The 23,937-nt window shown below is 59.4% G+C and carries 22 protein-coding genes; 18 read left to right on the top strand and 4 right to left on the bottom strand.

Annotation, left to right across the window (positions count from 1 at the left end):
* Positions 1-78 precede the first annotated feature (78 nt).
* Positions 79-1,464 carry an IS1182 family transposase gene (locus tag ACOXXX_RS21130; RefSeq protein ID WP_422825414.1) on the top strand — a complete coding sequence of 462 codons (1,386 nt, stop codon included), beginning with the start codon at positions 79-81 and terminating at the stop codon, positions 1,462-1,464.
* 316 nt (positions 1,465-1,780) lie between these two features.
* Here the strand turns inward: ACOXXX_RS21130 and ACOXXX_RS21125 are convergent, their stop codons facing one another.
* On the bottom strand, positions 1,781-2,464 hold the full coding sequence (locus ACOXXX_RS21125; protein ID WP_422828614.1) for a winged helix-turn-helix transcriptional regulator: 684 nt from the start codon (positions 2,462-2,464) through the stop codon (positions 1,781-1,783).
* A 140-nt stretch (positions 2,465-2,604) separates the two neighbouring features.
* On the opposite strand from ACOXXX_RS21125, the gene ACOXXX_RS21120 reads away from it, so the two are divergent.
* The 13 genes from ACOXXX_RS21120 to ACOXXX_RS21060 all read left to right on the top strand — a co-directional run bounded on the left by ACOXXX_RS21120 (position 2,605) and on the right by ACOXXX_RS21060 (position 14,402).
* Positions 2,605-3,123 (top strand): OsmC family protein, encoded by a 519-nt coding sequence (locus ACOXXX_RS21120; protein WP_422828613.1) that lies wholly within the window; start codon positions 2,605-2,607, stop codon positions 3,121-3,123.
* Positions 3,120-3,947: a class I SAM-dependent methyltransferase gene (locus ACOXXX_RS21115; protein ID WP_422828612.1), complete on the top strand. Its 828-nt coding sequence runs from the start codon at positions 3,120-3,122 to the stop codon at positions 3,945-3,947. The genes ACOXXX_RS21120 and ACOXXX_RS21115 overlap by 4 nt, the downstream gene beginning before the upstream one ends.
* Before the next feature lie 256 nt (positions 3,948-4,203).
* A complete protein-coding gene (locus ACOXXX_RS21110; RefSeq protein WP_422828611.1) occupies positions 4,204-4,407 on the top strand; it encodes a transglutaminase domain-containing protein in 204 nt (67 codons plus the stop codon).
* Between the two features lie 284 nt (positions 4,408-4,691).
* Entirely contained in the window at positions 4,692-4,901 is a 210-nt protein-coding gene (locus ACOXXX_RS21105; RefSeq protein WP_422828610.1) for a hypothetical protein, read from the top strand.
* 462 nt (positions 4,902-5,363) lie between these two features.
* A complete protein-coding gene (locus tag ACOXXX_RS21100; RefSeq protein ID WP_422828609.1) occupies positions 5,364-7,241 on the top strand; it encodes an ABC transporter substrate-binding protein in 1,878 nt (625 codons plus the stop codon).
* Between the two features lie 104 nt (positions 7,242-7,345).
* Positions 7,346-8,356: an ABC transporter permease gene (locus ACOXXX_RS21095; RefSeq protein WP_422828608.1), complete on the top strand. Its 1,011-nt coding sequence runs from the start codon at positions 7,346-7,348 to the stop codon at positions 8,354-8,356.
* 1 nt (position 8,357) lies between these two features.
* Entirely contained in the window at positions 8,358-9,485 is a 1,128-nt protein-coding gene (locus tag ACOXXX_RS21090; protein ID WP_422828607.1) for an ABC transporter permease, read from the top strand.
* Complete coding sequence (locus ACOXXX_RS21085; protein WP_422828606.1) at positions 9,482-10,489, top strand: ABC transporter ATP-binding protein; 1,008 nt, start codon at positions 9,482-9,484, stop codon at positions 10,487-10,489. Before ACOXXX_RS21090 ends, ACOXXX_RS21085 begins: the two co-directional genes overlap by 4 nt.
* A complete protein-coding gene (locus ACOXXX_RS21080) occupies positions 10,486-11,484 on the top strand; it encodes an ABC transporter ATP-binding protein (protein ID WP_422828605.1) in 999 nt (332 codons plus the stop codon). The genes ACOXXX_RS21085 and ACOXXX_RS21080 overlap by 4 nt, the downstream gene beginning before the upstream one ends.
* Positions 11,481-12,107 (top strand): class I SAM-dependent DNA methyltransferase, encoded by a 627-nt coding sequence (locus tag ACOXXX_RS21075; RefSeq protein WP_422828604.1) that lies wholly within the window; start codon positions 11,481-11,483, stop codon positions 12,105-12,107. The genes ACOXXX_RS21080 and ACOXXX_RS21075 overlap by 4 nt, the downstream gene beginning before the upstream one ends.
* An 85-nt stretch (positions 12,108-12,192) precedes the next feature.
* The gene (locus tag ACOXXX_RS21070; protein WP_422828603.1) at positions 12,193-13,113 is read left to right on the top strand and encodes a PHP domain-containing protein; all 921 of its coding nucleotides are present in this window, start codon (positions 12,193-12,195) and stop codon (positions 13,111-13,113) included.
* Positions 13,114-13,184: 71 nt separating this feature from the next.
* Positions 13,185-13,682, top strand: coding sequence for a DeoR/GlpR family DNA-binding transcription regulator (locus tag ACOXXX_RS21065; protein ID WP_422828602.1), 498 nt, complete (start codon positions 13,185-13,187; stop codon positions 13,680-13,682).
* 42 nt (positions 13,683-13,724) lie between these two features.
* Entirely contained in the window at positions 13,725-14,402 is a 678-nt protein-coding gene (locus tag ACOXXX_RS21060; RefSeq protein WP_422828615.1) for an IS6 family transposase, read from the top strand.
* Positions 14,403-14,537: 135 nt separating this feature from the next.
* On the opposite strand, the gene ACOXXX_RS21055 is transcribed toward ACOXXX_RS21060, so the two are convergent.
* Entirely contained in the window at positions 14,538-15,593 is a 1,056-nt protein-coding gene (locus ACOXXX_RS21055; RefSeq protein WP_422828601.1) for a hypothetical protein, read from the bottom strand.
* A gap of 31 nt (positions 15,594-15,624) precedes the next feature.
* A complete protein-coding gene (locus ACOXXX_RS21050; protein WP_422828599.1) occupies positions 15,625-17,217 on the bottom strand; it encodes an AfsR/SARP family transcriptional regulator in 1,593 nt (530 codons plus the stop codon).
* 310 nt (positions 17,218-17,527) lie between these two features.
* Between ACOXXX_RS21050 and ACOXXX_RS21045 the strand changes: the two genes are divergently transcribed.
* The 4 genes from ACOXXX_RS21045 (at position 17,528) to ACOXXX_RS21030 (ending at position 22,471) form a co-directional block, all read left to right on the top strand.
* Positions 17,528-19,609, top strand: coding sequence for a hypothetical protein (locus tag ACOXXX_RS21045; RefSeq protein WP_422828598.1), 2,082 nt, complete (start codon positions 17,528-17,530; stop codon positions 19,607-19,609).
* 95 nt (positions 19,610-19,704) lie between these two features.
* The gene (locus ACOXXX_RS21040) at positions 19,705-20,520 is read left to right on the top strand and encodes a matrixin family metalloprotease (protein WP_422828596.1); all 816 of its coding nucleotides are present in this window, start codon (positions 19,705-19,707) and stop codon (positions 20,518-20,520) included.
* Positions 20,521-20,555: 35 nt separating this feature from the next.
* Positions 20,556-22,097, top strand: coding sequence for a hypothetical protein (locus tag ACOXXX_RS21035; RefSeq protein ID WP_422828595.1), 1,542 nt, complete (start codon positions 20,556-20,558; stop codon positions 22,095-22,097).
* Positions 22,098-22,156: 59 nt separating this feature from the next.
* Positions 22,157-22,471 (top strand): hypothetical protein, encoded by a 315-nt coding sequence (locus tag ACOXXX_RS21030; protein ID WP_422828594.1) that lies wholly within the window; start codon positions 22,157-22,159, stop codon positions 22,469-22,471.
* 283 nt (positions 22,472-22,754) lie between these two features.
* On the opposite strand, the gene ACOXXX_RS21025 is transcribed toward ACOXXX_RS21030, so the two are convergent.
* Positions 22,755-23,881 (bottom strand): IS3 family transposase gene (locus tag ACOXXX_RS21025; RefSeq protein ID WP_422824954.1). Its coding sequence is split into 2 segments (ribosomal slippage): positions 22,755-23,617 and positions 23,617-23,881, totalling 1,128 coding nucleotides; the frame shifts between segments, so codons are not numbered across the junction.
* Positions 23,882-23,937: the final 56 nt, after the last annotated feature.

The raw sequence follows: 23,937 nt of genomic DNA, 5'->3' as shown, positions 1-23,937 counted from the left end.
GCCTATTATGTTGAAAAACTCTTCCTTGATCGAGTGGCAAGTCGCTGATTCAATTCGTCCTATAGGGAGGGATTGGCGATGATGGGACCGAGGCAGGAAGCGCAGGCGGCTCTGTTCTACGAGTTCTCGCTAGAGGATCATGTTCCCCAAGACCACCTGCTGCGGTCGATTGATCGGTTCGTCGATCTGAACGGCATCCGGGCCCATCTGGCGGATTTCTACAGCCACACCGGCCGCCCGTCCGTCGATCCTGAACTGCTGATCCGGATGCTGCTGGTCGGGTATTGCTTTGGCATCCGGTCGGAACGGCGGCTCTGTGAGGAGGTACATCTCAACCTCGCATATCGCTGGTTCTGCCGTCTCGATCTCGGCGACCGCGTTCCCGATCATTCCACCTTTTCAAAGAACCGGCATGGGCGGTTCCGCGAGAGCGAACTGTTGCGCCACTTGTTCGAGACGACGGTGGCGCGATGCATCGAAGAAGGCCTGGTCAGCGGACAGCGCATGGCCATCGATGCCAGCCTGATCGAGGCGGACGCCAACAAGCAGAACTCGACGCCCAAGGAAGAATGGAATGTGTCGACCATCGATCCGGCAGATGCGCCCCGCGCAGTGCGCGAGTACCTCGATACGCTGGACGAGGCGGCCTTTGGTGCAGCGTCCCCGGTTCAGCCCAAGTTCACGTCCCATTCCGATCCGGCCAGCCAATGGACGGCTGCGCGCAAAGGCCCAGCATTCTTTGCCTATTCCGACAATTACCTGATCGATACGGACCACGGCGTCATCGTCGATGTTGAAGCCACCAGATCAATCCGTCAGGCCGAGGTCGGATCGACCAAGACCATGCTGAGACGGGTGAAGGATCGGTTCGATCTGCATCCCGAACGGCTGATCGCCGATACCGCCTACGGAACTGGGCCTATGCTTGGCTGGTTGGTCGAGCAGAAGATCGCTCCACATATTCCGGTGTTCGACAAGGCTGGCCGATCCGATGGCACATGGTCCCGTGCCGACTTCGAATGGGATGCCGAGAACGATCAGTACATCTGCCCCGAAGGTCACGCCCTCAAACAGTTCCGCCGCAACTACTCGGACCCGAACCGAGGACCGACAGGCAAGGGCACCGCCCGTTATCGGGCACTGAAAGAGGTCTGCCAGGCCTGCCCATCCAAAGCCAGGTGCTGCCCCAACACCGACGCGCGCAAGATCACCCGCGAGGAACACGAAGACGCCCGTCAGGTCGCGCGCGACATTGCCAAGACCCGCCAATACGACATCTCGATGAAGCTCCGAAAGAAGGTCGAGATGCTCTTCGCCCATCTCAAACGCATCCTCGGCCTGGGCCGGCTTCGATTACGAGGTCCATGTGGCGCCAACGACGAATTCCTCCTCGCAGCCACCGCTCAAAACCTCCGCAAACTGGCCAAGATCTTCCCTGCACCGCAGAAACCATCCAAAGCCTGATCAGAGAGGCGCTTGCGCCCCGTTCCGGCCGCTACTTTCTGCATCCGCAACACGTTGTTTTTCAACAGAATCGGCCCAAAGCCGACATCCGCCGAAGCTATCAGATGCTGCGGTGCGGCCCGTCGAACCAGCCGTTCGCTGCGGTAGCAAATTCGCGAGACCGTCAAATGCACTTAAGCGGACGAAGCGGGAATTGCCTGCAGTTGCGCCAACGTCCGCTCTTGGGAACTTCGCTTCTAAAGAATAGGGCTTTTGACCGCCGACACGCGTACAACTCAGAACGATGTTGAACTCATGTGCTCTGTACGAATAAACGTCACGCAACGTTTGCGAAACTGCTGCGCACGAGCCACTTGGTCAGTGTTCGTGCCAACCCGTCGTTACCGGACAAAGATATCTGTCCGCGCTCGATCTCGCCTTCGAAGGAGGAATGCCCCATGAAGGCAGACGTGAGGGCGCGAAGCTCGCTGACGACGTAGAGGTCAACATCAAATTTCGGGTCGGTAAAGCACAGGTCGGTTTCCTCCCCCGGTTTAGCCACCAGCCAATAGTTTGATGTCTCATTTGGTCCGTCGTGCAGAATGAACTGGATGACGCTTTTGCGCTTGGGCATCTGCAGCAGGTCAATCTTGCCACGAATCTTCCACATCAAGAGCCGAGCGTCCAAATCCTGAAGCGAAACACTGCAGTCGACATTGCGATGTGCCCACTCCGCCAAGTTTCGGATGATTGGTTCCAACTCATCGGCGACCGGCGTGGTGACGTATTCGGCGCGCGTGCCAGATGCCCCGCCCAATTTACTCACCAGTCCATTCGTCTCCATTTCCTTCAATCGTTTGGATAGAAGGCCTGGCGACATCCCGGGTACGCCGCGTTGTATCTCATTGAAGCGCGTGGAACCTGACCACATTTCGCATAGAAGGAGCATCGTCCAACGCGGCTCAAGCAGGCTCGCCGCCATCACGACTGGGCAAAATTTCGGGTAGGATTTATCTGACATGTTCGCGCCTCCGCGAACTACTAGAACCTCACGAACGCGACCTGTCCACTTCAGAAACTGTAGCGGCTTTGCTGCAGTTCCTGAACTATCCCGGTAGGCCTTGTGCGGCGATCTTCTTCGTGTTGATGGAGGAGACCCGAATGGACAGAGAAACTCAGGCCAGAGCAGGCCAGCATCGTGCCATTGCTGTTTTTGAGAAGCGACCGAACCGCGCCCGAGTAACGAACAGGGGGACGGCGACCGTTGAAGATGGTCTGGTATGCGCGTTTTCGGACGGCACCCATGCAATTGACATCGATATGCCTGAGGCTATCGGCGGCACCGCAACCGCTCCGTCGCCGGGATACTTCGGACGTGCCGCGATCTGCAGTTGCATTGCAATTGGCATCAAGATGACCGCTGCCAGAGAAGGCTTTGCCCTGAACCGCATTTCCGTGTCGATCGAACAGGACTTCGACAATCGCGGCGTATTGGGAATACCTGAAACAAGCGCAGTCCCATCGAACACGCGCATCACAATCGCTATTTCCAGTTCAGCGTCCGCACAGATGGTTGAAGACCTCGTGGACCGCGCACTTCGGATCGACCCTTGGTATCTGAGCTTCCTGCACGCACAGCCCGTGCAGATCACCCACGAAACGCAAACGGAGGTTGCATGATGGACGCGCGACTTCAAATCAGGGTTCAGCGATACGGCTGGGATGCAGCCGCAAGCCACTACCACGCAGGCTGGGAACAGCAGCTAAAACCTGCGCAGGACACACTCCTTCGGATGGCCGACGTCCAGCCGGGCCAAAGTGTGATCGAAACGGCAAGCGGTAGCGGAATGGTGACACAGCGTCTGGCCAACGCCATCGGGCCAGAGGGCCGCGTGATTGCGACGGACCTGTCACAGGGGATGATCGATGATCTCATGAACCGGATGGATGCGTGCAAGGTCGGGAACGTCACTGCATCCCGTATGCCTGCAGAGAAGCTCGACCAACCTGACAACGCTTTCGACCGTGCAATCTGCGCGCTTGGGCTCATGTATACGCCTGACCCTGCCAAGGCCGTCGCCGAGATGGCACGTGTGGTTGCGCCAGGCGGAACCGTTGCGGCTTTGGTTTGGGGCGAGCGCCGAAACTGCGGATGGGCAGACGTTTTTCCCATCGTCGATGCAAGGGTGGCGTCTGAAGTCTGCCCGATGTTCTTCGGCACCGGTGCGCCGAACGCGCTTATTCGCACCTTTGAAGAAGCCGGACTCCAAGAAATCACGGAGCATCGCCAATCAGAAGACCTGTGCTTCAAAAACAAAACGGCCGTGATTGATGCCGTCTTGTTGGGGGGGCCAGTCGCCCTGGCCGTCAAACGGTTCGAAAAAGCCATGTGGGAGGAGGTCTGTCGGGAGTTCTTGGCGTCGATTTCGACACATCAGAACGCTGACGGGAGCTACTCGATCCCCGGTGAGTTTGTGACGGTTTCTGGAGTGGTGCCAGTTTGATGCGAATTTCGAATGCGCACAAGCAGACCTTCGCGGCCAGCGCAGCATCCGTCACTTTGGGCTCGTTGCTGCCATCGGAGCCCTTGCAGCATCCGCGATACAGGAGGCCTCGGCCAGACTCGAGGACGGCCCAGACCGGCCACTTATGGCATCCATGATTGCCGCGCTGCCGCATTCGCATTGCGACCATTCGGAACAGCAATTCGACTACTTGTTGGGCGATCCGGACATTCGCTTCAAAGAACGCATTTAGGCTGTGCCGTATCGGTCCTGCGGTCTCACCTCAGGCTCCTGCACGGACATCAATACCTACCTTGTCGCAAGTCTCCGCGCCGCTTGGTTCGAGGCGGGATACGCCTACGGGTATTTCTTTCCACAAGATTCGGGCGGTGTGACGCATGATATGCATTGCTGGGTTGTGACGCACTTCGGGGGTCACGTCCTGGAATGGGATATCTGACATCATATGAAAGCGTGGCTTGGCTCCACCCGGCCCGAACTGAACCCACGTCCGGGACGCAGGATTGAAGTCGGTCACTCGATGGGACAACTCTACCGAGGCGACGGCCCTAAATTTTTTTAAAACTTCTCCGAGCCTGTCGCACGGATGGAAGGCGCGTATCGCAGGTTGTCCCTTGTCGTCATGCTTCAGGGCAGTGCGGCAGGTGGTGATTGCGTCGAGCAAGCTTGAATTAACCTCTCTGTCACTTTAACGTCACATACGTGTTACGTGTGGATTCGCGGATGAAGAAAATCGCTTATATTGCTGAAACCAAAGGCGAAGGCATCGTTGAATGTGTCTGGATCGCCAGTGGCAGCAAGGGACGGTCGAGCGTCTTTGACCCGCGAAAGCACCGGTTCGATCCGTCCAAGCCATCCGTTTTTCATGGCGCCGAGCCGAGATATATTAAGTCGTGGCTTGAAAAGGCCCAATCTTCCATCCAGAAGTTCTGAGACTCGGGACAAAGACCGAGAGCTTTCGATCGTTCCTGAAATTCTCTTAGGTCCAATGGTCTACTTAGAAAGCGGTCATGATCTCGTCGCCAGCAATGTCCGACCGCACATGTTCGCCCCCATTCTGCAGTTCGTGATGATACGCGGGTCGAGTTTACGCTGCTGCAAGACCGCCACTGATGGCGCTGGCTGGCGATGACGGCATCCTGCTCGGTCGAACAGCCGGTCAAGGTCACCGAGACGTTACACAAGCCGGTTTAACTCCCGCGAGCTCAATTACCTGACGACGGGGGAAGACACGTGAAACACTTGACGACTGGCTTGGCTGCGAGCCTTTTTCTGGGAACGGCGGCGCAGGCCGCGTGTCCGGCGGTCACAGTCGCGGACATGCAAGGCGTTGCGGCCGGGTCATATCCGCAGCAATATGAACTGAACGAATTCGAATCCGCCGCGAGCTGCACCATGACGTTTTCGGAGAATCCGGATGCGGCCACGCTCAACGCAGAGATCAAGGGCAATCCGGAGCTGCCATCGCTGGCCGAGCGCCTGCCGGCCGAGCCGCTGGTTGTGGTGCCCTATGACAGCATCGGCAGCTATGGCGGCACGCTCAACGCGCTGTCGAACGCGACCGAGGCCGGCACATCCGACTTTCTGTCGGTGCGCCACGTCAACCTCGTGCGCTATGCCGATGACCTGCAGACCATCGTGCCCAACGTGGCCAAGTCGTGGGAGTGGAACGACGATTACACGCAGCTGACCTTCAAACTGCGTGAAGGGCACAAGTGGTCGGATGGAGCCCCCTTCACCTCGGCAGACGTAAAGTTCTGGTACGACAACCTGGCACTGGACTCCAACGTGCGTGAAAAGCCGCAGGACTACGCGCTTGTCGCCGGCGAGCGGATGACGGTCGAAACGCCCGACGAGACCACGGTGATCTTCAACCTGCCGTCGCCCAAGCCGGGCCTTCTGGCGCATTTCGCCACCAGCTATGCGCAGGCCTTCCAGCCGCGCCATTTTCTGGGCCAGTATCACCCCGAGGTGAACGCGGACGCCGACGCCCTGGCGGAGGAATGCGGGTTCGAGAACGGCTATGCCGCCATCGCCGCCTATTACGGCAACTCGGACTGGACCGACACGCCCTCGCCGATGCTGTCGAACCCCGACAAGATCCAATGCCTGCCGAAGGCAACGCATCCGACGCTGGAAAGCCATATCTACGTGGCCGACACCACCGAGGGCCGCAAGCTGGTCGCCAACCCTTATTTCCATATGGTCGACACCACTGGCCAGCAACTGCCCTACATCTCGCGGCAGGACGAGATCTATGCCAATGACAACGAGGTCCGGATCCTCAAGCTTGTGAATGGCGAGGCCGACTACAAGTCGCAGTCGCTCACACTCGCCCCGGCGCCTCTATTGCTGGAAAACCAGGAAAGCGGCGACTACACAATCCAGCTCAAGCCGCAGATCGCCAGCTACACGCTGTCCTTCAACGTCACGAGCGAGGACATGGCCAAGCGCGAGGTCTTTGGCGACGTCCGCTTCCGCCGCGCCATGTCGGTCGCAATGGACCGCGGAGAGATCAACGAGGTCGCATTTTTTGGTGAAGGCCGTCCGGTACAATATACCGGATTCTCGCCGCGCCCCGACTTTGTCGACCCGTCGCTGGAAGAGGCGTTTATCCAGTACGATCCCGAGATGGCCAAGGGCCTTCTGGACGAGATCGGCATGGTCGACACCGATGGCGACGGCTTCCGCGAGTTGCCCAACGGCGACAAGATCACGCTGAACATGCAGTTCGCCACGCAGGGCATCGCCGGTGAGGTGGTCGAGATCATCTCGCAGAACTGGGCGGATGTGGGCGTGCAGACCACGGTCAAAGAGGTCACGCCGGACGAGTATCGCTCTGCGCAATCTTCGAACCAGCTGGACGTGCTGATGTGGCTTAAGGGACAGCCGGTGGCGGTGCATATGGGCACCAATAACTACTGGGTGCCGCCCTTTGACGGCTATTTCGACCTGCGCACCGGCATGCTGTGGGCCGAGTGGATGGACTCGGACGGCGCCAGCGGCGTGGAGCCGCCGGAGTGGGTGAAACAGATGGGTGAGGACAGCATCGCCTTTCAGGCGGCCTCGCCCGGCTCGCCCGAGCAGGCCGAGGCCGGCGCCGCGCTGGCAAAGGCCATCGTCGACCAGATGCTGTTCATCGGCACGGTTATTGCCCCGGCCCCGATCTATCATCGCAACGCTCTGAAGAACGTTCCCGAATTCCAGACGTGGTCTTACGAGTATTACCGCACCTACCCGTACCGGGCGGCGCAGTGGTATTTTGACGAATAAGACGATCATGCACTGACGCGTGCGCCGGGCGGGTCTCTGCCCGGCGTTCGCACTCTGCGGCGGAGCAAGTCCGCCTCTTCGCTTTCCAGCCGTTGGGGGATGGCTTGGTACAGTTCCTGAGATTTACGGTCCTGCGCGCAGCGATGGCGCTTGTCACGCTGCTTTTGGTGTCGATGATCGTGTTCACGCTGATGGAACTGGTACCCGGCACCTGCGCGGAACGCTACCTTGCGTTCAAGAACACCCAAGGCGCGTCAATCACCGTGGAGGATATCCAAGCCGAAGAACGCCGCCTTGGTCTCGACCGGCCTTTCCTCCTTCGATGGGCCTCGTGGACCAGCGATGTCTTCCTGCTCGGCGAGTTCGGCGACAGCTGCATCCTGCGGCTCGATATCAATGACCTGCTGGGGGACAAATTCCTAATCTCATTGGGCATTTGCCTAACGGCCCTGTTTCTTGCTTATCTCATCGCGATCCCCGTGGGCATCATCGCGGCCTCGTCGCGCAACGCCTGGCTGAATGGCTCGCTTCGCTTTGTCTCCTATCTCGGCCTCGCCATGCCGAATTTCCTGCTCGCGCTGATAATCATGCTCGTCTCGACCGTGTTCCTCGGCGATTCCCTGACCGGGCTTTTCTCGAACGAGTTTCGCGACGCGGAATGGTCCTGGGCGCGGGTCCAAGATTTTCTGTCTCGCGCTTGGCTGCCGGTGCTGATCCTTGGCTGGTCGGCCACTGCTTTCGCGCTGCAGACGGTGCGCGCGCTGATGCTGGACGAGACCGACAAGCTTTATGTGACCGCCGCCCGGGCACGTGGGCTTTATGGCGGGCGGCTCTTGTGGCGGTATCCAGCGCGCCACGCGCTGGGGCCGATCATCAATTCGCTCGGCTTCGATCTTAACCGTGTGTTCAACGAGTTGCCGATCGTCGCGGCCATCCTGACGCTAACCGAAGCGGGTGCGCTTCTTCTCGACGCGTTGGCGCGCTCAAACGATCAGCAGCTTGCGGGCGCGATCATCTTTCTGCTGACCGCCTCGATCGTCACGCTGAACTTCGTGACGGATATCGCACTGGCGCTCATCGACCCACGCGTGCGCAAATCCGTGGTGGGAGGCTGAGATGAGCGACACGACCGGCATCGAACAGAAAAAGAAAGAGGCCTATTTCACCGCCTCTCAAAGTCAGCTGATCTGGGCCCGATTCCGCCGCAACCGAACCGCGATGATCGCCGCAACGGTGCTGCTCGTGATGGTGCTGATGGGCCTATTCGCCCCGTTCCTGTCTCCCTACGACCCGACCATCGTGGGCCGCGACAAGGATTACACCAACGGCGCCCCGCAGATTCCGCGCTTTTGCGACGAACAGGGATGTTCCGCCCGCCCCTTCATCTATGGCGTCACGCGAGAGCGATCCATGGCGACGAATTTCCGCTGGGTGACCAAGGTTGACCGCGAGGACCGGCGCTATGTCCAGTTCTTCGTGCGCGGAGATGAGTACCGGCTTTTGGGGATCAAGGGCAATCTGCATCTCTTTGGCGTCGACAGGGGCAAGATCCACCTCTTCGGCACCGACGAGGCGGGCAAGGACATCTTTTCGCGCACACTGCACGCGGTGAACACCTCACTGGCGGTGGGCACGATGGGGGTGCTGATCAGTTTCGTCATGGCGCTGACCATCGGTGGCATCGCCGGCTATTTCGGCGGCAAGATCGACGGGGTAATCCAGATGATCACCGATGCGATCCGCACCGTGCCCGCGATCCCGCTCTTCATGGCCTTGGCGGCTTTCGTGCCCGATACATGGTCTGCCGAGACGCGGTTTTTCTTCATCTCGATCATTCTGGGCCTCATCGGCTGGCCCACGCTGGCGCGACGCGTGCGCACCCATCTACTGGTCGAGCGCAACCAGGATTACGTGCTGGCGGCAAAGCTGTCGGGCGCGGGGGCCGGCCATGTGATCCGCAAGCACCTGCTGCCCAGCTTCACCTCTTACATCATCGTCGATCTGGTGATCTCATTTCCCTACATGGTGCTGTCGGAAACCGCGCTCAGCTTTATCGGGCTGGGCCTGAAGGACCCGGTGAACTCGCTTGGCGTGATGCTGCAGAACACGACCTCGGCGGATGTTTTGCTGAACTACCAGTGGTATTTCATTCCCGTCATCTTTTTCATCGTGCTGGTGATGGCCTTCGTTTTCGTGGGCGACGGGCTGCGCGATGCCGCAGCCCCCTACGGAGATCAGAAATGACCGCGCCGCTGCTTTCGGTCCGGGATCTGACCGTGCGCTTTCGCACCGACGAGGGGCTAGTGACGGCGGTCGACGAGGTTAGTTTCGACATCGCCCCCGGCGAGGTCCTCGGGCTGGTGGGCGAAAGCGGATCGGGCAAGTCGGTTACGGCCAAGTCGCTGATGCGGCTCAACGGGCGCAACACCGACTACGACCCGGCAAGCCGCATTATGCTGAACGCCGGGGGCAAGGACATCGACGTGCTCGCACTCCGGCGCGAGCGTGACATGATGCCGGTGCGCGGCGGTGCGATCTCGATGATCTTTCAGGAACCGATGGCCAGCTTTGCCCCGGCGCTGACCGTGGGCCACCAGATGGTCGAACAGCTGCGGCTGCACACCGACTTGTCCAAGAAGGCCGCCAGGGATCTGTCCATCGAGATGCTCGACCGCGTCGGCATTTCCGAACCCGCGCGACGGTTCGAGCAATACACGTTCGAGTTTTCAGGGGGCATGCGGCAGCGCGCGATGATCGCCATGGCGCTGTCGACCAAACCGAAACTTCTGATCGCCGATGAGCCGACGACCGCGCTCGATGTGACGATCCAGGCGCAGGTGATCGACCTGATGAAAGACCTCGTGCGCGAGTTCGGCATGGGCATCCTCTTTATCACCCATGACCTCGGTGTTATCGCTCAGACCGCCGACCGGGTCGCTGTGATGTATCTCGGCCGGATCGTGGAACAGGGCACGGTGCGCCGGGTGCTGCGCCAACCGCAACATCCCTACACGCGGGGCCTGCTGGCCGCGCTGCCACGGCTCGATGCGCTCGACCAGCCGCTGACGCCCGTGCCGGGCGATATTCCCAGCCCATTGGAGCGCCCACATGGCTGCGTCTTTCACACCCGCTGCCGCGAAAAGGTTGGGCCGGTCTGCGAGGCGGAAAAACCCGAAGTGTACAGCGTGGCCAGTGGGCATACGGCAAGCTGTGTGCGTGTGCAGCCGCAAAAGGACGCTGCGCAATGATCGATCCGCTCATTTCACTTGAGGCACTGTCGGTAGAGTATCCGCTCGGTCGGGCCATGCTCGGCCAACCGCCCGTTGTGCGGGCGCTGAACAAGGTGACGCTTGACATTCCGCGCGGGTCGTTCTTTGGCCTGGTGGGCGAATCCGGCTCTGGCAAGACCACGCTGGGCCGTGCGATCCTGTGCGCCACCCCGATTTCGGGCGGCAGGATCACCTTGCATGACGAGCATGGGCCTCTGGATCTACGCACGATGACCAAAGACCAGTTGCACGCCTATCGCCGCCGCGCGCAACTCATCTTTCAGGATCCCTATGCCGCGCTCAGCCCGCGCATGACGGTGCGCGACATCATCGCCGAGCCGCTGCAGGTGATGGGCCTTACCAAGAGCCGCGCGGACACCGACGCTCGCGTACGCGAGATCGCCCGTCTGTGCCGACTGAATCTCGAACATCTGCGCCGCTTTCCGCACGCCTTTTCCGGCGGGCAGCGCCAGCGCATCTCGATCGCACGGGCGCTTGTATGTGATCCGGATTTCGTGGTGGCCGACGAAAGTGTGGCGGCGCTCGACGTATCGATCCAGGCCGACATCCTGAACCTGCTCAAGAAATTGCAGCACGAGCTTGGGCTGACCTTTCTTTTCATCAGCCACGATCTTTCGGTGGTGGCCCATGTGAGCGATTACGTAGCTGTCATGTATCTCGGCACGCTGGTCGAAGTGGCCGCGAAAAAAGAGCTCTTTCGCCAGCCGAAGCATCCCTACACCAAGGCGCTCCTGTCAGCGATCCCGTCGCTCGACCCGGACGACACCGGAAGAGCGCAGCGGCTGACAGGCGAAATTCCCAGCCCGGCAAACCCGCCCTCCGGGTGCCTGTTTCACACCCGCTGTCCGCATGTCCGCGACCGCTGCCGAGCAGACGCCCCGAAGCTGGGTAAAGGCGACGGCGAGGGCCGCCCGCAAGTCGCCTGTCACTTTTGGAAGGAGCTACTGGATTGACCCAAGATTACGATCTGGATGAGGCCTATAAAATCGCTGGCCCCGAAGATGCCAAGAAGCTCTATGGTGATTGGGCGACGACCTATGACGACAGTTTCGGTGCAGGCTGGGGGTATGTCGCTCCGCAGCGGATCGCGGAGATCTATCGCGCGCAAATGAGCGGGGAGGAGGTGCCAATCCTCGATATCGGCGCGGGAACGGGTCTCATCGCCGAGCATCTGGCCGGGCTTTCCGCCGATGCCTTCGACATCACGCCCGAGATGCTGGCCGTGGCCAAAGGCAAGGCGCTCTACCGGCAGACCATTCTGGGAGATCTAACCCAGCCGCTGGCGCTGGAGGACGCCAGTTACGGCGGGGTTGTTTCCTGCGGGACCTTCACGCACGGGCATGTCGGGCCGGAATGCCTGCCAGAGCTGTTGCGCGTCACCCGGGCCGGCGCGCTCTTTGTCTGCGGTACCATCGCCACGGTCTTTGACCAGATGCGGTTCGGGTCGACCCTGGCCGGGCTGGTGGCGGATGGGCGGATCACGCCGATGCACGTTCGCAAGATCGCGATCTACGAAGGCGGCGACCATCCCCATGTGAGCGATGAGGGCCTTGTGATGGTTTTTCGCAAGCTCTGAAGACAAGCCGTCGCGCGCGTCACACATCCGTCGCGGCGCGCGCCCAAGTCAAGCCGACACAGTTCTAAAACCCTGAGGAGTTCCCATGGTTCTTTCCGCCTTCTCCGCCCCCGGACAATTCTATCGCGGCAACCTGCACACCCATTCCAACCTGTCCGACGGGGCGCTGGACCCTGCCGAGGTCTGCCGCCGCTATCGCGCCGAAGGCTATGATTTCATTTCCTTGACCGACCACTTTATCGGGCAATACGGTTATCCCATCGTCGACACGCGGCCTTTTCACGAAGACGGGTTCACGACCATTCCGGGGGCCGAACTTCACTCTGGCGCGATGGAAAATGGGGAGCTGTGGCATATCCTCGCCGTCGGCCTACCCTATGATTTCGCACCGCCCGAAGCCCCGGGTTTCTTTCCCGTCGAGGGCCAGGAAAGCGGAGCCGATATCGCACGCCGCGCCCGCGACGCCGGGGCCTTCGTCACGATTGCCCATCCACACTGGTCGGGCCTGACGCTCAACGACGCGCGCAGCATCGACGCGGCGCATGCGGTCGAGATCTACAATCACGGTTGCGCGGTGGGCTGTGATCGCGAGGGCGGGGGGCATGTGCTGGACCTGCTGCTATCTGATGGGCGCGACATGACGCTGATTGCGACAGATGACGCCCATTTCACCGAGCCGGATCATTTCGGCGGATGGGTGATGGTCAAGGCAGAGGTGAACGATCCCGACCACCTGCTGCGTGCTCTGAAACAGGGGGATTTCTATTCCTCGCAAGGCCCCGAGATTCGCAGCGTCAGCCTGACCGAGGACGCCGTAACGGTCGAATGCAGCGCGGTGTCGTCGGTCATCGTGCAAGGCCACGGACAGGCCGCTGCCGCAACGCATGGCCGGTCCATGACGCGCGCTGATTTGCCCTTGGCCCGGTTTGCCGCCTCGCCCTGGCTGCGCGTCACAGTGGTGGACGCCGCAGGGCGCCGCGCCTGGACGAACCCGTTTCGCCTTTAGCCTAAATTCGGGGGCGGTCGGTCACGGCCCTGTCACAGAGGTCTGCTCATTTGCGCATAGGGGGCGCTCGAATGGACAGACGGTCGGTGATTCTCGAATTGGCGCAACGGCAAGGGCGGGTCACTGTTGATGCCCTTGCCGAAGAGCTTGGCGTTTCGATGCACACGGTCCGCCGCGATCTGAATGCGCTTTGCGAAGAGACCAAGCTGCGCCGCCTGCATGGCGGGGCCGAGTTCATCGACGGCAGCGCCAATACCCCGTATGCGACCCGGTCGGTTCTGAACTACGACGCCAAGCAGCGCATCGCCCGGGCCGTGGCGAACATGGTGTTTGACGGCGCCACCGTTTTTCTGTCGATCGGCACGACGCCCACCATCGTGGCGCAGGCCCTGACCGACAAGGAAGGACTGACCGTTGTCACCAACAACCTCAACGCGGCGATGGCGCTGTCGTGCAATTCGGCCAATCGCATCATCCTGCCGGGCGGAGAGCTGCGCCTGCCAGACCGCGATTTTCTAAACGACGAGGCCATCGCGGTTTTCTCCGGTTCTGTCGCATCTTTCGAGTAGCTGGTGTACGAAGCTCTGCGTGTTGTCGATGAGGTTGAGCCCGTGGTTTCGTTCAAAGGTTCGCAGTTTCCACGGGACGTGATCTTGCATGCCGTCTTCTTCTACGTTCGATACGCCGTCTCCTACCGCGATCTTGAGGAAATCCTGGCAGAGCGCGGTGTCGTGGTCGACCACGCGACACTGAACCGCTGGGTTGTGAAATTTGCGTCCGCCCTTGCAACTACGGCGCAGCGGCGGAAAGCGGCGACAGCGCCATCTTGGCGCCTTGATGAGACCTATGTGAAAGTACGAGGCGACTGGTGCTATTTGTATCGAGCGGTAGACAGGAACGGCCAGACCCTCGATTTCATGTTGTCGGAACACCGGGATGAGGCGGCGGCGTTGAGATTTTTGGCCAAAGCGATATCTGCCAACGGACTTCCCCGGGCCTGCGCCATCGACAAGAGCGGGGCCAATACCGCCGGTCTGAATGGGATGAATGCAGCGCTTGCCAAGGTCGGCTCAGATCGCAGGATCAGAGTTTGCCGATCGAAATACCTTAACAACATTGTCGAGCAGGACCATCGCGGCGTCAAACGGAGAACCAGGCCGATGATGGGCTTCAAGTCACTCGGATCAGCAGAAGCAACTTTGGCCGGGATCGAAACGGCACATATGATCAGAAAAGGGCAGCTTGGTCGTGGATGCCCGTTCCCGATCTACGCCAGCCTTGCGGACTGATCGGCGACCGCGGTTGCCCATCCCTAGCAACAGCGAAACTTTGCGACGGAACCCCCGTGCGCGGTGGCTGTAAGTCAGGACTGTGGTAATGTCGCTCGCGAATTGGATAGATCATAGCATTCGCCTTATTTTGGCTTAACGGCTGCGGGTCCTTTGACCAAGGTCCCCTCCTTCCGGGAATTTTGCTTTTAGGAACTTCTTGAACGAGTAATTTTCAGGAAAGATCGCATCGTCCATGATATCTTTGAAAACGCGGCTTTGCCCTACAATCGCAGCAACCGCGAAGTTGTGAACCTTTGAGCCATTCCGGAACAAGTGCGGGATCAGTCGAAGTGCTAGCGTCCATGACGCGATATTGTCGGTGATGTAGTGCACACCGGCAAAAACCCGGCGGTCCCCGTAGTCGACCATGTATTTCTGCAGGCCACGGATCTCGTCGTAACTCATCCCATCTCCGCCGCGCTTTATGTCATCGAGCACGGTGTCGAAAATCGTACATCCTCCGAGGATACCCTGAATACAATGCCCACTTAGAATCGACGGGTGAAGTCCGGTATGCACATAGCCTTCAGCCATGTGCCAACGGAAGTCTGATAGCCCAAACATAGTAGCCAACGCCCAAGGACGTGGGCGCTGAAAGTAAACCTTGATGTCAAACAGTGGCGGCTGAATACCACGCATTCGCGACCAGATGAGCCTCTTGAACCCCTTCTTGTCCTCTCCAGAAAGGTATAGACCGATGTTGGATCCCCCGCCGCCGTCGCTGGCCTTGAAGTCCACTGTCGGTTCCTCGTGGTCTCCTTCGCGGGCGAATTTGAATCGAACGTCGATGTTCCAAGCGTCCTCGACCCTGTAGTGCCAAAGATGGTCACGCGGCCTCTTATCTGGTGCTTCAGGGATATCCGGCAGCTCTCGAAGGATGTCAGGACGACTGCCGGCGCCGTGATACAATTCTACGGCCCTTTCGAGTTCGAACTTGGTATTACTCTCAGCAAAGGCTTCTGCAGCGCCGTGCCAGCCGCTGCCGGGGACCCAGCGGGGCCAAATGTGACTCTCGATCTCGGTCAACCATTCGGTCATCTCCCGCCGAAATTCTTCCCTCGTACCCGGCCATTCGTACATTGGCGTCATAATGCCGGAGGTTAGCCTTTTCTGGCCTTCGGTTAGGTTTCCATGCGGGGCAATGTCCATAGTAATCTCCTAATCTAGATAAACAAACAGCTCAGTGCAGACCAAGCTGGCTGGCCGCGTCGATAACGTGGGTTCGGTGGGTGGTGTTGATAATTGGATAGCTGGGCGAGCGCAGCATATCGAGGCATAGATCTGGCTCGCGGTGGCAAAGAATACGCAGCTTCGCCCTGCCATCCCGGATCCGGCCTTCCATTGCGTACGCAACCATAAGGTCTGTGACCGTGGGACGATATGTCAGAGAATCCACGGCATACTCGCCGCTACAGATAGCGCCACGTGCATCACCAGCCATCAGCCTAGCAAACAGCTGCGCGCTGCGGGCCTGGGCATAAGCTACAGTGCCGCGGCAGAGCATCACGGCAAGGTCTGCATTCTTCACAGCTTCAAGGAACTGGCCGGTATAAACCAACGAAATGGCACGAAAGATACGACACAGTCCATTTCCCGGCAGTAGTCTGCACGCCTCGCGGGTCATTTCGGCATTGCGGTCAAAGTCTCGCATGAAGAAGCCGAAGCTGTGCCCTGCAAGGGCGTGAACAAGTCCATTTTCTGGCGAAAGGGCGAGTGCGGAACGATTCCTGCCCATGATCTCGTCAAGGTCCAGAGTGCTAGTCTCCTCGCGCTCGCCATATTTCCGCAACTGTGCTTGAGCTAGAAGCGCATGATACAGGCCTTTCTCCTCAGCCGCGATGGCTCGCCCGCTGGAAAGGATAATATCTTCCAGCGGCATCGAGCCAGGAACCATCAGCCCCATCAAGGCATGGCAGCCGTTCACGTGGGCGCTCCAGTCGGCTATGGTCCGGCGTTCCGCTTCGGACCGAAGCACAAAGTCTTGGAAATTCTGAGCGATTTCCAATTGAACAGCCTTGAGAGAATCCCAAGATCGGAACGAGACCTCCCGACGAAACTGCCACTTGAGCGTGCCGAAGCCATCCGTCACGGTGGCTGAGGCCAGACCATCGCTACCAAAGCGTGTAAGGTGAAGTCTTGAGATCATGTCGGTGGCTTGAGGCTTGGGGGTAGCTACACCGGCGCGCAGATCTATGGCAGTGCCTAGACCCAAGACCATTGCGGACTCCATCATGCCGTCGACGACCACTTGGCCAAACTGTATCAGCCTTTCGTCTTTTCCGGTCACAGGAGGATTGAAGTACCAACGACGTTCGGTCTGTGGCTGCGGCAGGTCCGCGGTGGGCGCGAGTACAACGCGATTTGCATGTTGGGACCTTACGTCGCGTAGCCATTCGTTGAAGCCCTCGTCTCTCAGGTCGAACCCCCGCAGAATCTCGCCCGTGGCGTCATGCCTTAGGTGGTCGAACTGGAGCCGCGAGGCATCCAGCCAAACCCAAGTTCGATCGGACCGGATCACGTCTCCCTCGGTGTTTAGAACACCGCGAATTTTGCTAAGTGCATGTCGCAGGCTCGCGGACCCCTGGGCAGGTCCGCGATCGCCCCATAGTTTCTCCTGCAGCCAGGCCCGGGTCTGACGGTGATTTGCCGTCAAGGCAAGCATCGCAAGAATAGCGCACTCCTTGCGACCGGATGGCCGTATCGACTTATCTAATCCGTCCAACAGGTCGAAGGCTCCCAGCACCTTCAAAGTATATTTTTGATCAATCTCCACAATTAATCTCGGCCCAAATTCAATAAAAATAGTTTGAGCCGTTTTTTCGCCGCGTCAACCGCCGTGCAGCCGCTTCGATACAATTTCCGAAGTGAAAGTGGGGTAAGAGCGGCGAAAACCATCTACAAGTCTCCTGGGGCCTTTAGATAAACCAGTCTACTCTATCTGCGCTCAAATCATTGCTCCATTTCAATACTTGGCAGAGGTTTTTCCCGCTAAAGCGTTCGAATTAACGATGTACTTTCGAAGAACTTACGCTGCTCTCATCGGCCACTGGCTAGCCTGCAATCGAAATTTGCAGGAGAAAGTCATGCCTTTCCACGATCCGCGCCGACACGCAAACGCAGCAGCAATTCGCAATGCTGCGACCGAGCTTTCAACTGAACTGCCGCATCCGGTTCATCACGACAACATGGAAGCGATTTCGCCCTATGTCTTCAGCTTTACCAAGGGGCTGCTGCATGGTGACAACGGCCTTCTAAACGATGCAGCAGACTTCGATCTATTCGAAAACGGGACGGTCGACCCCGACCCCACTGTCTTTCAGTCGGTGCCGCTAAACACGGCCGTCATGAACTTCTATGGCGCAGTGAAGGCCGACTTCGATGCGATTGAGGTCTTTCCCTACCGTGAGTGGGAAAGCCCCACCGCCGGCTTTGCGTATGTCGGCGAAGGCCCCGATCCCCAAGCAATCACCATGCCGCCTGCTCCGGCCGCAGGCTCGGCCGAGTTCGCCGCCGAGATGGCCGAAGTCTACCAGATGGCCCTGTCGCGGGACTGGCCCATCGCCGCCTTCATGAATGATGAGTTGGTTAGCAACCTTACGCATGCGGACGGCACCGCAATCTCAAACGCGGCCAAGAACCGCCTCGAAAGAGCCAATGGAGATGTTGCTTCTGCTGCCGACAGGATTTCTCGAATGCGCTGGTTCGACGGCAAATATGACGGACGAGATGTTCTCAGCCCCGAGATGCGCGACCGGCGCCGCTTTGGACAAAAGCAGGAAGCTTCCAATATGTTCCGCGGCGCTGGAGAAGATCCTTGGAACACGCCTTTCCTGTCGCAGTTCATGGTCATGGGGGACGGCGGCCGCGTCCGCGATACCGTGGCTCGGGCATCTGGGGTCATCCGGTACGGTGCCCAGCGAATTGACCAGAAAGTCAAGATCGCGGTGCCCGGCAAGGACTACATGACATCCTGGCGTGACTGGCTGGACGTCCAGAACGCCATGAATGCCCGTCCGCTGGTTGGCATTGACCAGTACGTGGCGCCTGCTGGCGTGTTGCAGTACCGCACGATGTCCCGGCTGCGGGACATGGCGACCTATGTCCACGACGACCAGCTGTACCAAGCGTACCTCAACGCGGCGCTGATCCTGCTTGCCGAAGGTCACAAATTTGATCCGGGAATTCCCTATCACGGGACGACCGAGAACAACTCGCCGCGCTGGAACCGCGAGCCGTTTGCGCTCTTCGGTGGGCCGCACCTTCTGACCCTCGTCACCGAAGTATCGAGCCGGGCTCTGAAAGCTGTGCGCTTCCAGAAGTTCACGGTTCACCGCCGTCTGCGTCCCGAGGCGGCTGGCGCGCTCTTCCACACGATTTACTCGGGTTACAACCCCAACCGGGAACACGGAGGCACGCCCTACGAAATCGGTGGCGGCTCTGCTGAAGGCGTTGCACGTGCCCGCTTGGGCAACACGTTGGCAACCTACGGTTTCCCAGATGGAAGCGGTACCGAGCCGGCTATGGAAGAGATCCTTACAGACATCCGTCTGCACAACGCAGCCCAAAACAATGAGGATCCGGGTGATCTCAATATCGCCAAGTGGCTATTGCCAATGGCATTTCCGGAAGGTTCCCCGATGCACCCTGCCTACGGCGCCGGTCATGCAACGGTGGCCGGAGCCTGCGTCACCTTGCTGAAGGCGTTCTTCAACATGCGTGACGCGGACGACGCGGCGAAGCCCGCCTACATCGTCGAACCCGGGGCGACCGCGCTTGTTCCCGATGGCGGCACGTCAGATACCGATACCACGATCGACGTGCTCGGCGTGTCTATACCTCGGGGCCTGACGCTGGAAGGCGAGCTGAACAAGCTGATGTGGAACATTTCCAATGCCCGCAACATCGCGGGGGTTCACTACTACACCGACTACATCGAGTCGGTTCTCCTGGGCGAGGCGATAACGATCGGACTGCTACGCGAGCAGATGCTGGCGTACGAGCCGGCAGAGAACGTGTCGATGACCGTGCCACTGCTGGTGCGCCGACGTCTGCCCCCAGCACTGCTGACAGGTTCCACGTCAATCGGCCCGGAAGACATGGTTGAGGCCGTCATAATCACGCGCGACGGCACCCTAGAACCAGCGTTGGCTACGCCGCGCCCCTGAGGGAGATGCTGGGGCTGTCCTCCCTGCAGCCCCGGCAGATCTCCACGTGACCAGATCGAACTTCGCACGCAGCAAATACATGACAGGAGACAATCATGACCCGTAAAAAGAGCAACTCAAACCCTTTCACGCTTCGAGACCCGCGTGAAACGGCCGAACTCTGTGATCCCCTCACCCACATCTATCACGGCGGTGCCAAGTGCGTGACTGATAGCATCGGATATCCGACGCCCGAAAACCGCTCGCCGTTGGATTTGAGAGTGGATGCGAGCAACGGGTTCATCCCGCTCTGGGACCAGAACGTCACCCTGCACTGCCGCTTCGACGAGCGCTCTTTGATGCAGTACACAGATCCTCAGGCCGTGGCAGACTACGTGCGACAGCTCTTTGGCGAGGCGCTTTTGGCGTGGTCGTCCGCGGTGCCAGTGCGATTTGTCGAATCCCACCAGCCTTGGGACTTTGAGATTGCGGTGAGCGCCCAGGATGACTGCGATGCCCTTCGCCGTTGTACACTGGCCAGCGCGTTCTTCCCCGATGCAGGTCAGCACCAGTTAGTGCTCTACCCTCAGCTGTTTGGCCAGAGCCGACAAGAGCAGATCGAGACCATGGCGCACGAGCTCGGCCATGTATTCGGCTTGCGCCACTTCTTTGCCAACACGCACGAGGCGGCATTTCCAAGCGAACTCTTCGGGCGCGACGAGAAGTTCTCGATCATGAACTACGGAGCGGAAAGCGCTCTGACCAAAACAGATATCGAGGATCTCACTCAACTTTATGCCCAAGCCTGGTCCGGCTCGCTGACGCACATAAACGGTACGCCGATCCATTTGGTGCGCCCCTACAGCGCGGCGCATGTCCCGGCTCCCTCGCCGGCCCTGGTTGCACAATCCTGCGCAACAGCGACCGCCTGATCGTCCATCCCGGCAACAATGAAAAGGGCGCGACAATGAATTTCGAGCATCTGACAGGCCACTATACCTATCGTAGCTATCTCAATCGAGAAACCGGTACACCGGACGAGCTGCTTTGGGCAGAGGCCGATCTTTTTCTTCGAATTGAACCAGACGGAAACAACACTGGTCAGCTTAGCTTTCCGGCAGAGGTCAACGCGCCAAGGCGCGAAATCCTCGACATCTTCGGCGAGGTCGACGAGGCGGCCGATCTGGAACTAATTTTTACTGCCACAGGGCGCCCGGACTCGCAGGTAGCGGCGTTTCGCTATTCCTATCGCTGCAGACAAGGCCACAGCTGGCCTTTGGCGGACCCGGCACAGCGGTTGAGCTTGGTAGGCACCGTTGTGCGCGATGAGGATCATGGGCAGGCAAAGGCCGGTGCGACGGCAAGTTTTGTTGCGGTACAGCGGGATTTTGTCGAACCCCGCGACCTCGAAGCTGTTGCTTTGATCCCCGAGGCCATCGACATGCTCGCCGACCCCACCCATCGGCTGCGACACACGGTCTGGCACACGGTGCGCGGGTCCTGGAACGACCCCGCGCTTTCGGACGACGGGCGCCAAGAAATCCGTGATCTCGGCTGGGGAATCGATGATCCGCCTTTCACCAACGAGGGCAGGCTCGATCTTGAGAACGGTGCCGGCGAGGACTTTCTTCACATGCACCGGCGGATGATCATGATGCTGCGCGATGTCTATGCCCACGCAGGCAAGACACCGCCCGAGGCTTGGGCCACCCCGCCAGACGGACTGGGACCGCAGATCGCCTATCAGGGCGAGCGTGATCCGGCCACCAACCTGATCTCCTACGTCATCGACCCGGTGAATTCCGGGCTCATGGTGCCCCCAGCTACGCCGGATTTCATGCGCCTGACCGGCGACAGCAACTTCCTGTTTTTCAACAAGACGGCCCGTGGATTCCAGATCAACATGGCCCAACTCACGCGTAGTATCCGCAGTTCAGCCTTCGCGGCCACTATGCCGCTTGGCGCCTATGGCAACCTGATCGAGTTCACAGTCCATAACTGGATGCACATGCGTTGGGCGAGCACGCCCCGCGATCCTGATTCAGGTCTTCCCGCTGTGCGCTCTAGCTTCGACATTTCGGAAAAATGGTCCGCTCGCCACTACGATTTCTTGGGGGACTTCCACAGCAGCCACGTACACCCGCTTTTCTGGCGGCTGCACGGCTGGGTCGACGCATGCATCGATGTCTGGTTCAACGCGCATGAGCAACTGCACCCAGGCCAAGTCACCCGGCAGGACGTGCGAGGAATTCCTTGGTTCGCCCCGGGAACGTGGGTGCGCAAGGCTGACCCATTCGACTGGCCGGGCGCCGGTCAGGCACATAGTCACGGCGGTCACGGACCCCACGGCGGCCACCATGGCCCATCCGACGAACTCGAGACCCTGAAGAAGGTTCTCGCTGTGCTTGAGCGTGAATTGGAACCCGCAGCTGGGCCTGCGGCGTTTGTTGCGCCGGATCTGCCTGGCGTTGCTCAGGCCATCTTATCCATGGAGCAGCACAGCCTTTGAGAACAGGCCAGCACATCCTGAGGCGACCAAACCCGAGACAGTAAACAGAGGAGAATGACATGACGACAATGCCCAGCACCCTTGCCTCTATGGAGCGCAAACTCGAATCCGATGCCGAGTTCCGGCAGCGCTTCGAGAGTGATCCGGTCGGTGTCACGAAGGAAGCGGCCAAGCTCTCGCAGCTACCAAACACGCTAGTCTATCGGATGGTGGTCGGCGCGCTTGGCCTTGGCCTTCTTATCGCACTGATCGCTGCCGCCGCGATTACGCTCCTAAGCGCGGGCGCCACCGATGTGCCGAATATCTTCATCACGGCTGCGTCCACGATCATTGGCGCTCTAGCCGGCCTACTCGCACCTCAACCGCAAAGCTGACCACCGCGCCGGAAAGAGGAAGATCCCATGACCTGCGAAAACGGATCCAGCAACAACGAAGCCATCCCTAACGTGGTTGTCCGTCCGCGCAGATTGAACACCCTGAATGTCGGCCCCGGTAAGTTCCATACGGTTTTGATGCAGCGGCTCAACACGACCCCACAAGTTTATGGCCCGATGCGGGGCGATCGCACGAACTCATCGAGGAACGCATCGCCCTCAAAGAGTTTCACCAAGCCGTTATCGTGTTGATCAGCCCCAGTTGAGTGGTCCGATCTGATTGTTAGTGCATGACTGGCCTTTGGTCCATCTGAACGATGGCTTCTGGCGCTGGCGGGCGGTAGCCCAGAGCACTATGTGGGCGTTTCGTGTTGTAGTGCTTCCTCCATTCTTCGATCAATATTTGCGCCTCGCGTAGGCTGTAGAAGATTTCGCCGTTCAAGAACTCATCCCGGAACCGGGCATTGAAGCCTTCACAATATCCGTTCTCCCAAGGCGACCCGGGTTCGATGTAAGCGGTCTTTGCTCCGACAGCCTCGATCCAGTCCCGCACGGCCTGAGCAACGAACTCCGGGCCATTGTCAGACCGAATGAACGACGGGATGCCGCGCAGGATGAACAGGTCGCTCAAGGTGTCGATGACCTTGCCCGAGTTCAGCTTGCGATCCACACGGATGGCCAAACATTCTCGGCTGTATTCATCGATGATGTTGAGCGTGCGGAACGCCTTTCCATCTTCGGTGCGGCAATGCACGAAGTCATAGCTCCAGACATGATCGCGCCGTTCCGGCCGAAGCCGGACACACGATCCGTCATTGAGCCAGAGCCTCCCTTTCTTCGGTTGTTTCATTGGCACTTTCAGCCCCTCTCGTCGCCACAGCCTTTCGACCCGCTTATCGTTCACATGCCAGCCAGCGTCTCTCAGCAGCGCAGCGATCCGACGATAGCCGTATCGGCCATACTGCCGGGTCAGTTCGATCATGTCGGCCACCAATCGTTCTTCATCCCGGCGGCCAACTGGCACCCTGCGCTGTGTGGATCGGTGCTGTCGCAGTACCCGGCAGGCGCGGCGTTCCGAGACATTCAGCTCGGCACGAACGCGATCAATGCAAGCACGGCGACGAGCGGGGCTTAGAAGTTTCCCTTTGCGGCCTCTGCAAGGATCAGCTTGTCCAACGTCAGATCGGAAACAGCTTTGCGCAGCCGCTCGTTCTCTTTCTGAAGCCGCTTCAATTCCTTCAACTGGTCTGTGCCCATTCCACCGTACTTCTTCTTCCACCGGTAGTAGGTCTGTTCAGTCACGCCAATCTGCCGGATCGCATCCAGTCGCGGCAGACCTTGCCCCGTCAGAACCTCAACTTGCCGTAATTTCGTGACAATCTCCTCGGGCTTTGGTCGCTTGTTGGCCATGTGTTTCCTCCGTTTTCCTAAACATAGCGGAGGACCACTTCAGTGGGGGAGGACCA

This window comes from Thalassococcus sp. BH17M4-6, from assembly GCF_049323015.1.
Classification (GTDB): domain Bacteria; phylum Pseudomonadota; class Alphaproteobacteria; order Rhodobacterales; family Rhodobacteraceae; genus Puniceibacterium.
The sequence above is the reverse complement of the archived record's forward strand: the minus strand, read 5'-3'. Positions and strand labels throughout refer to the sequence as shown.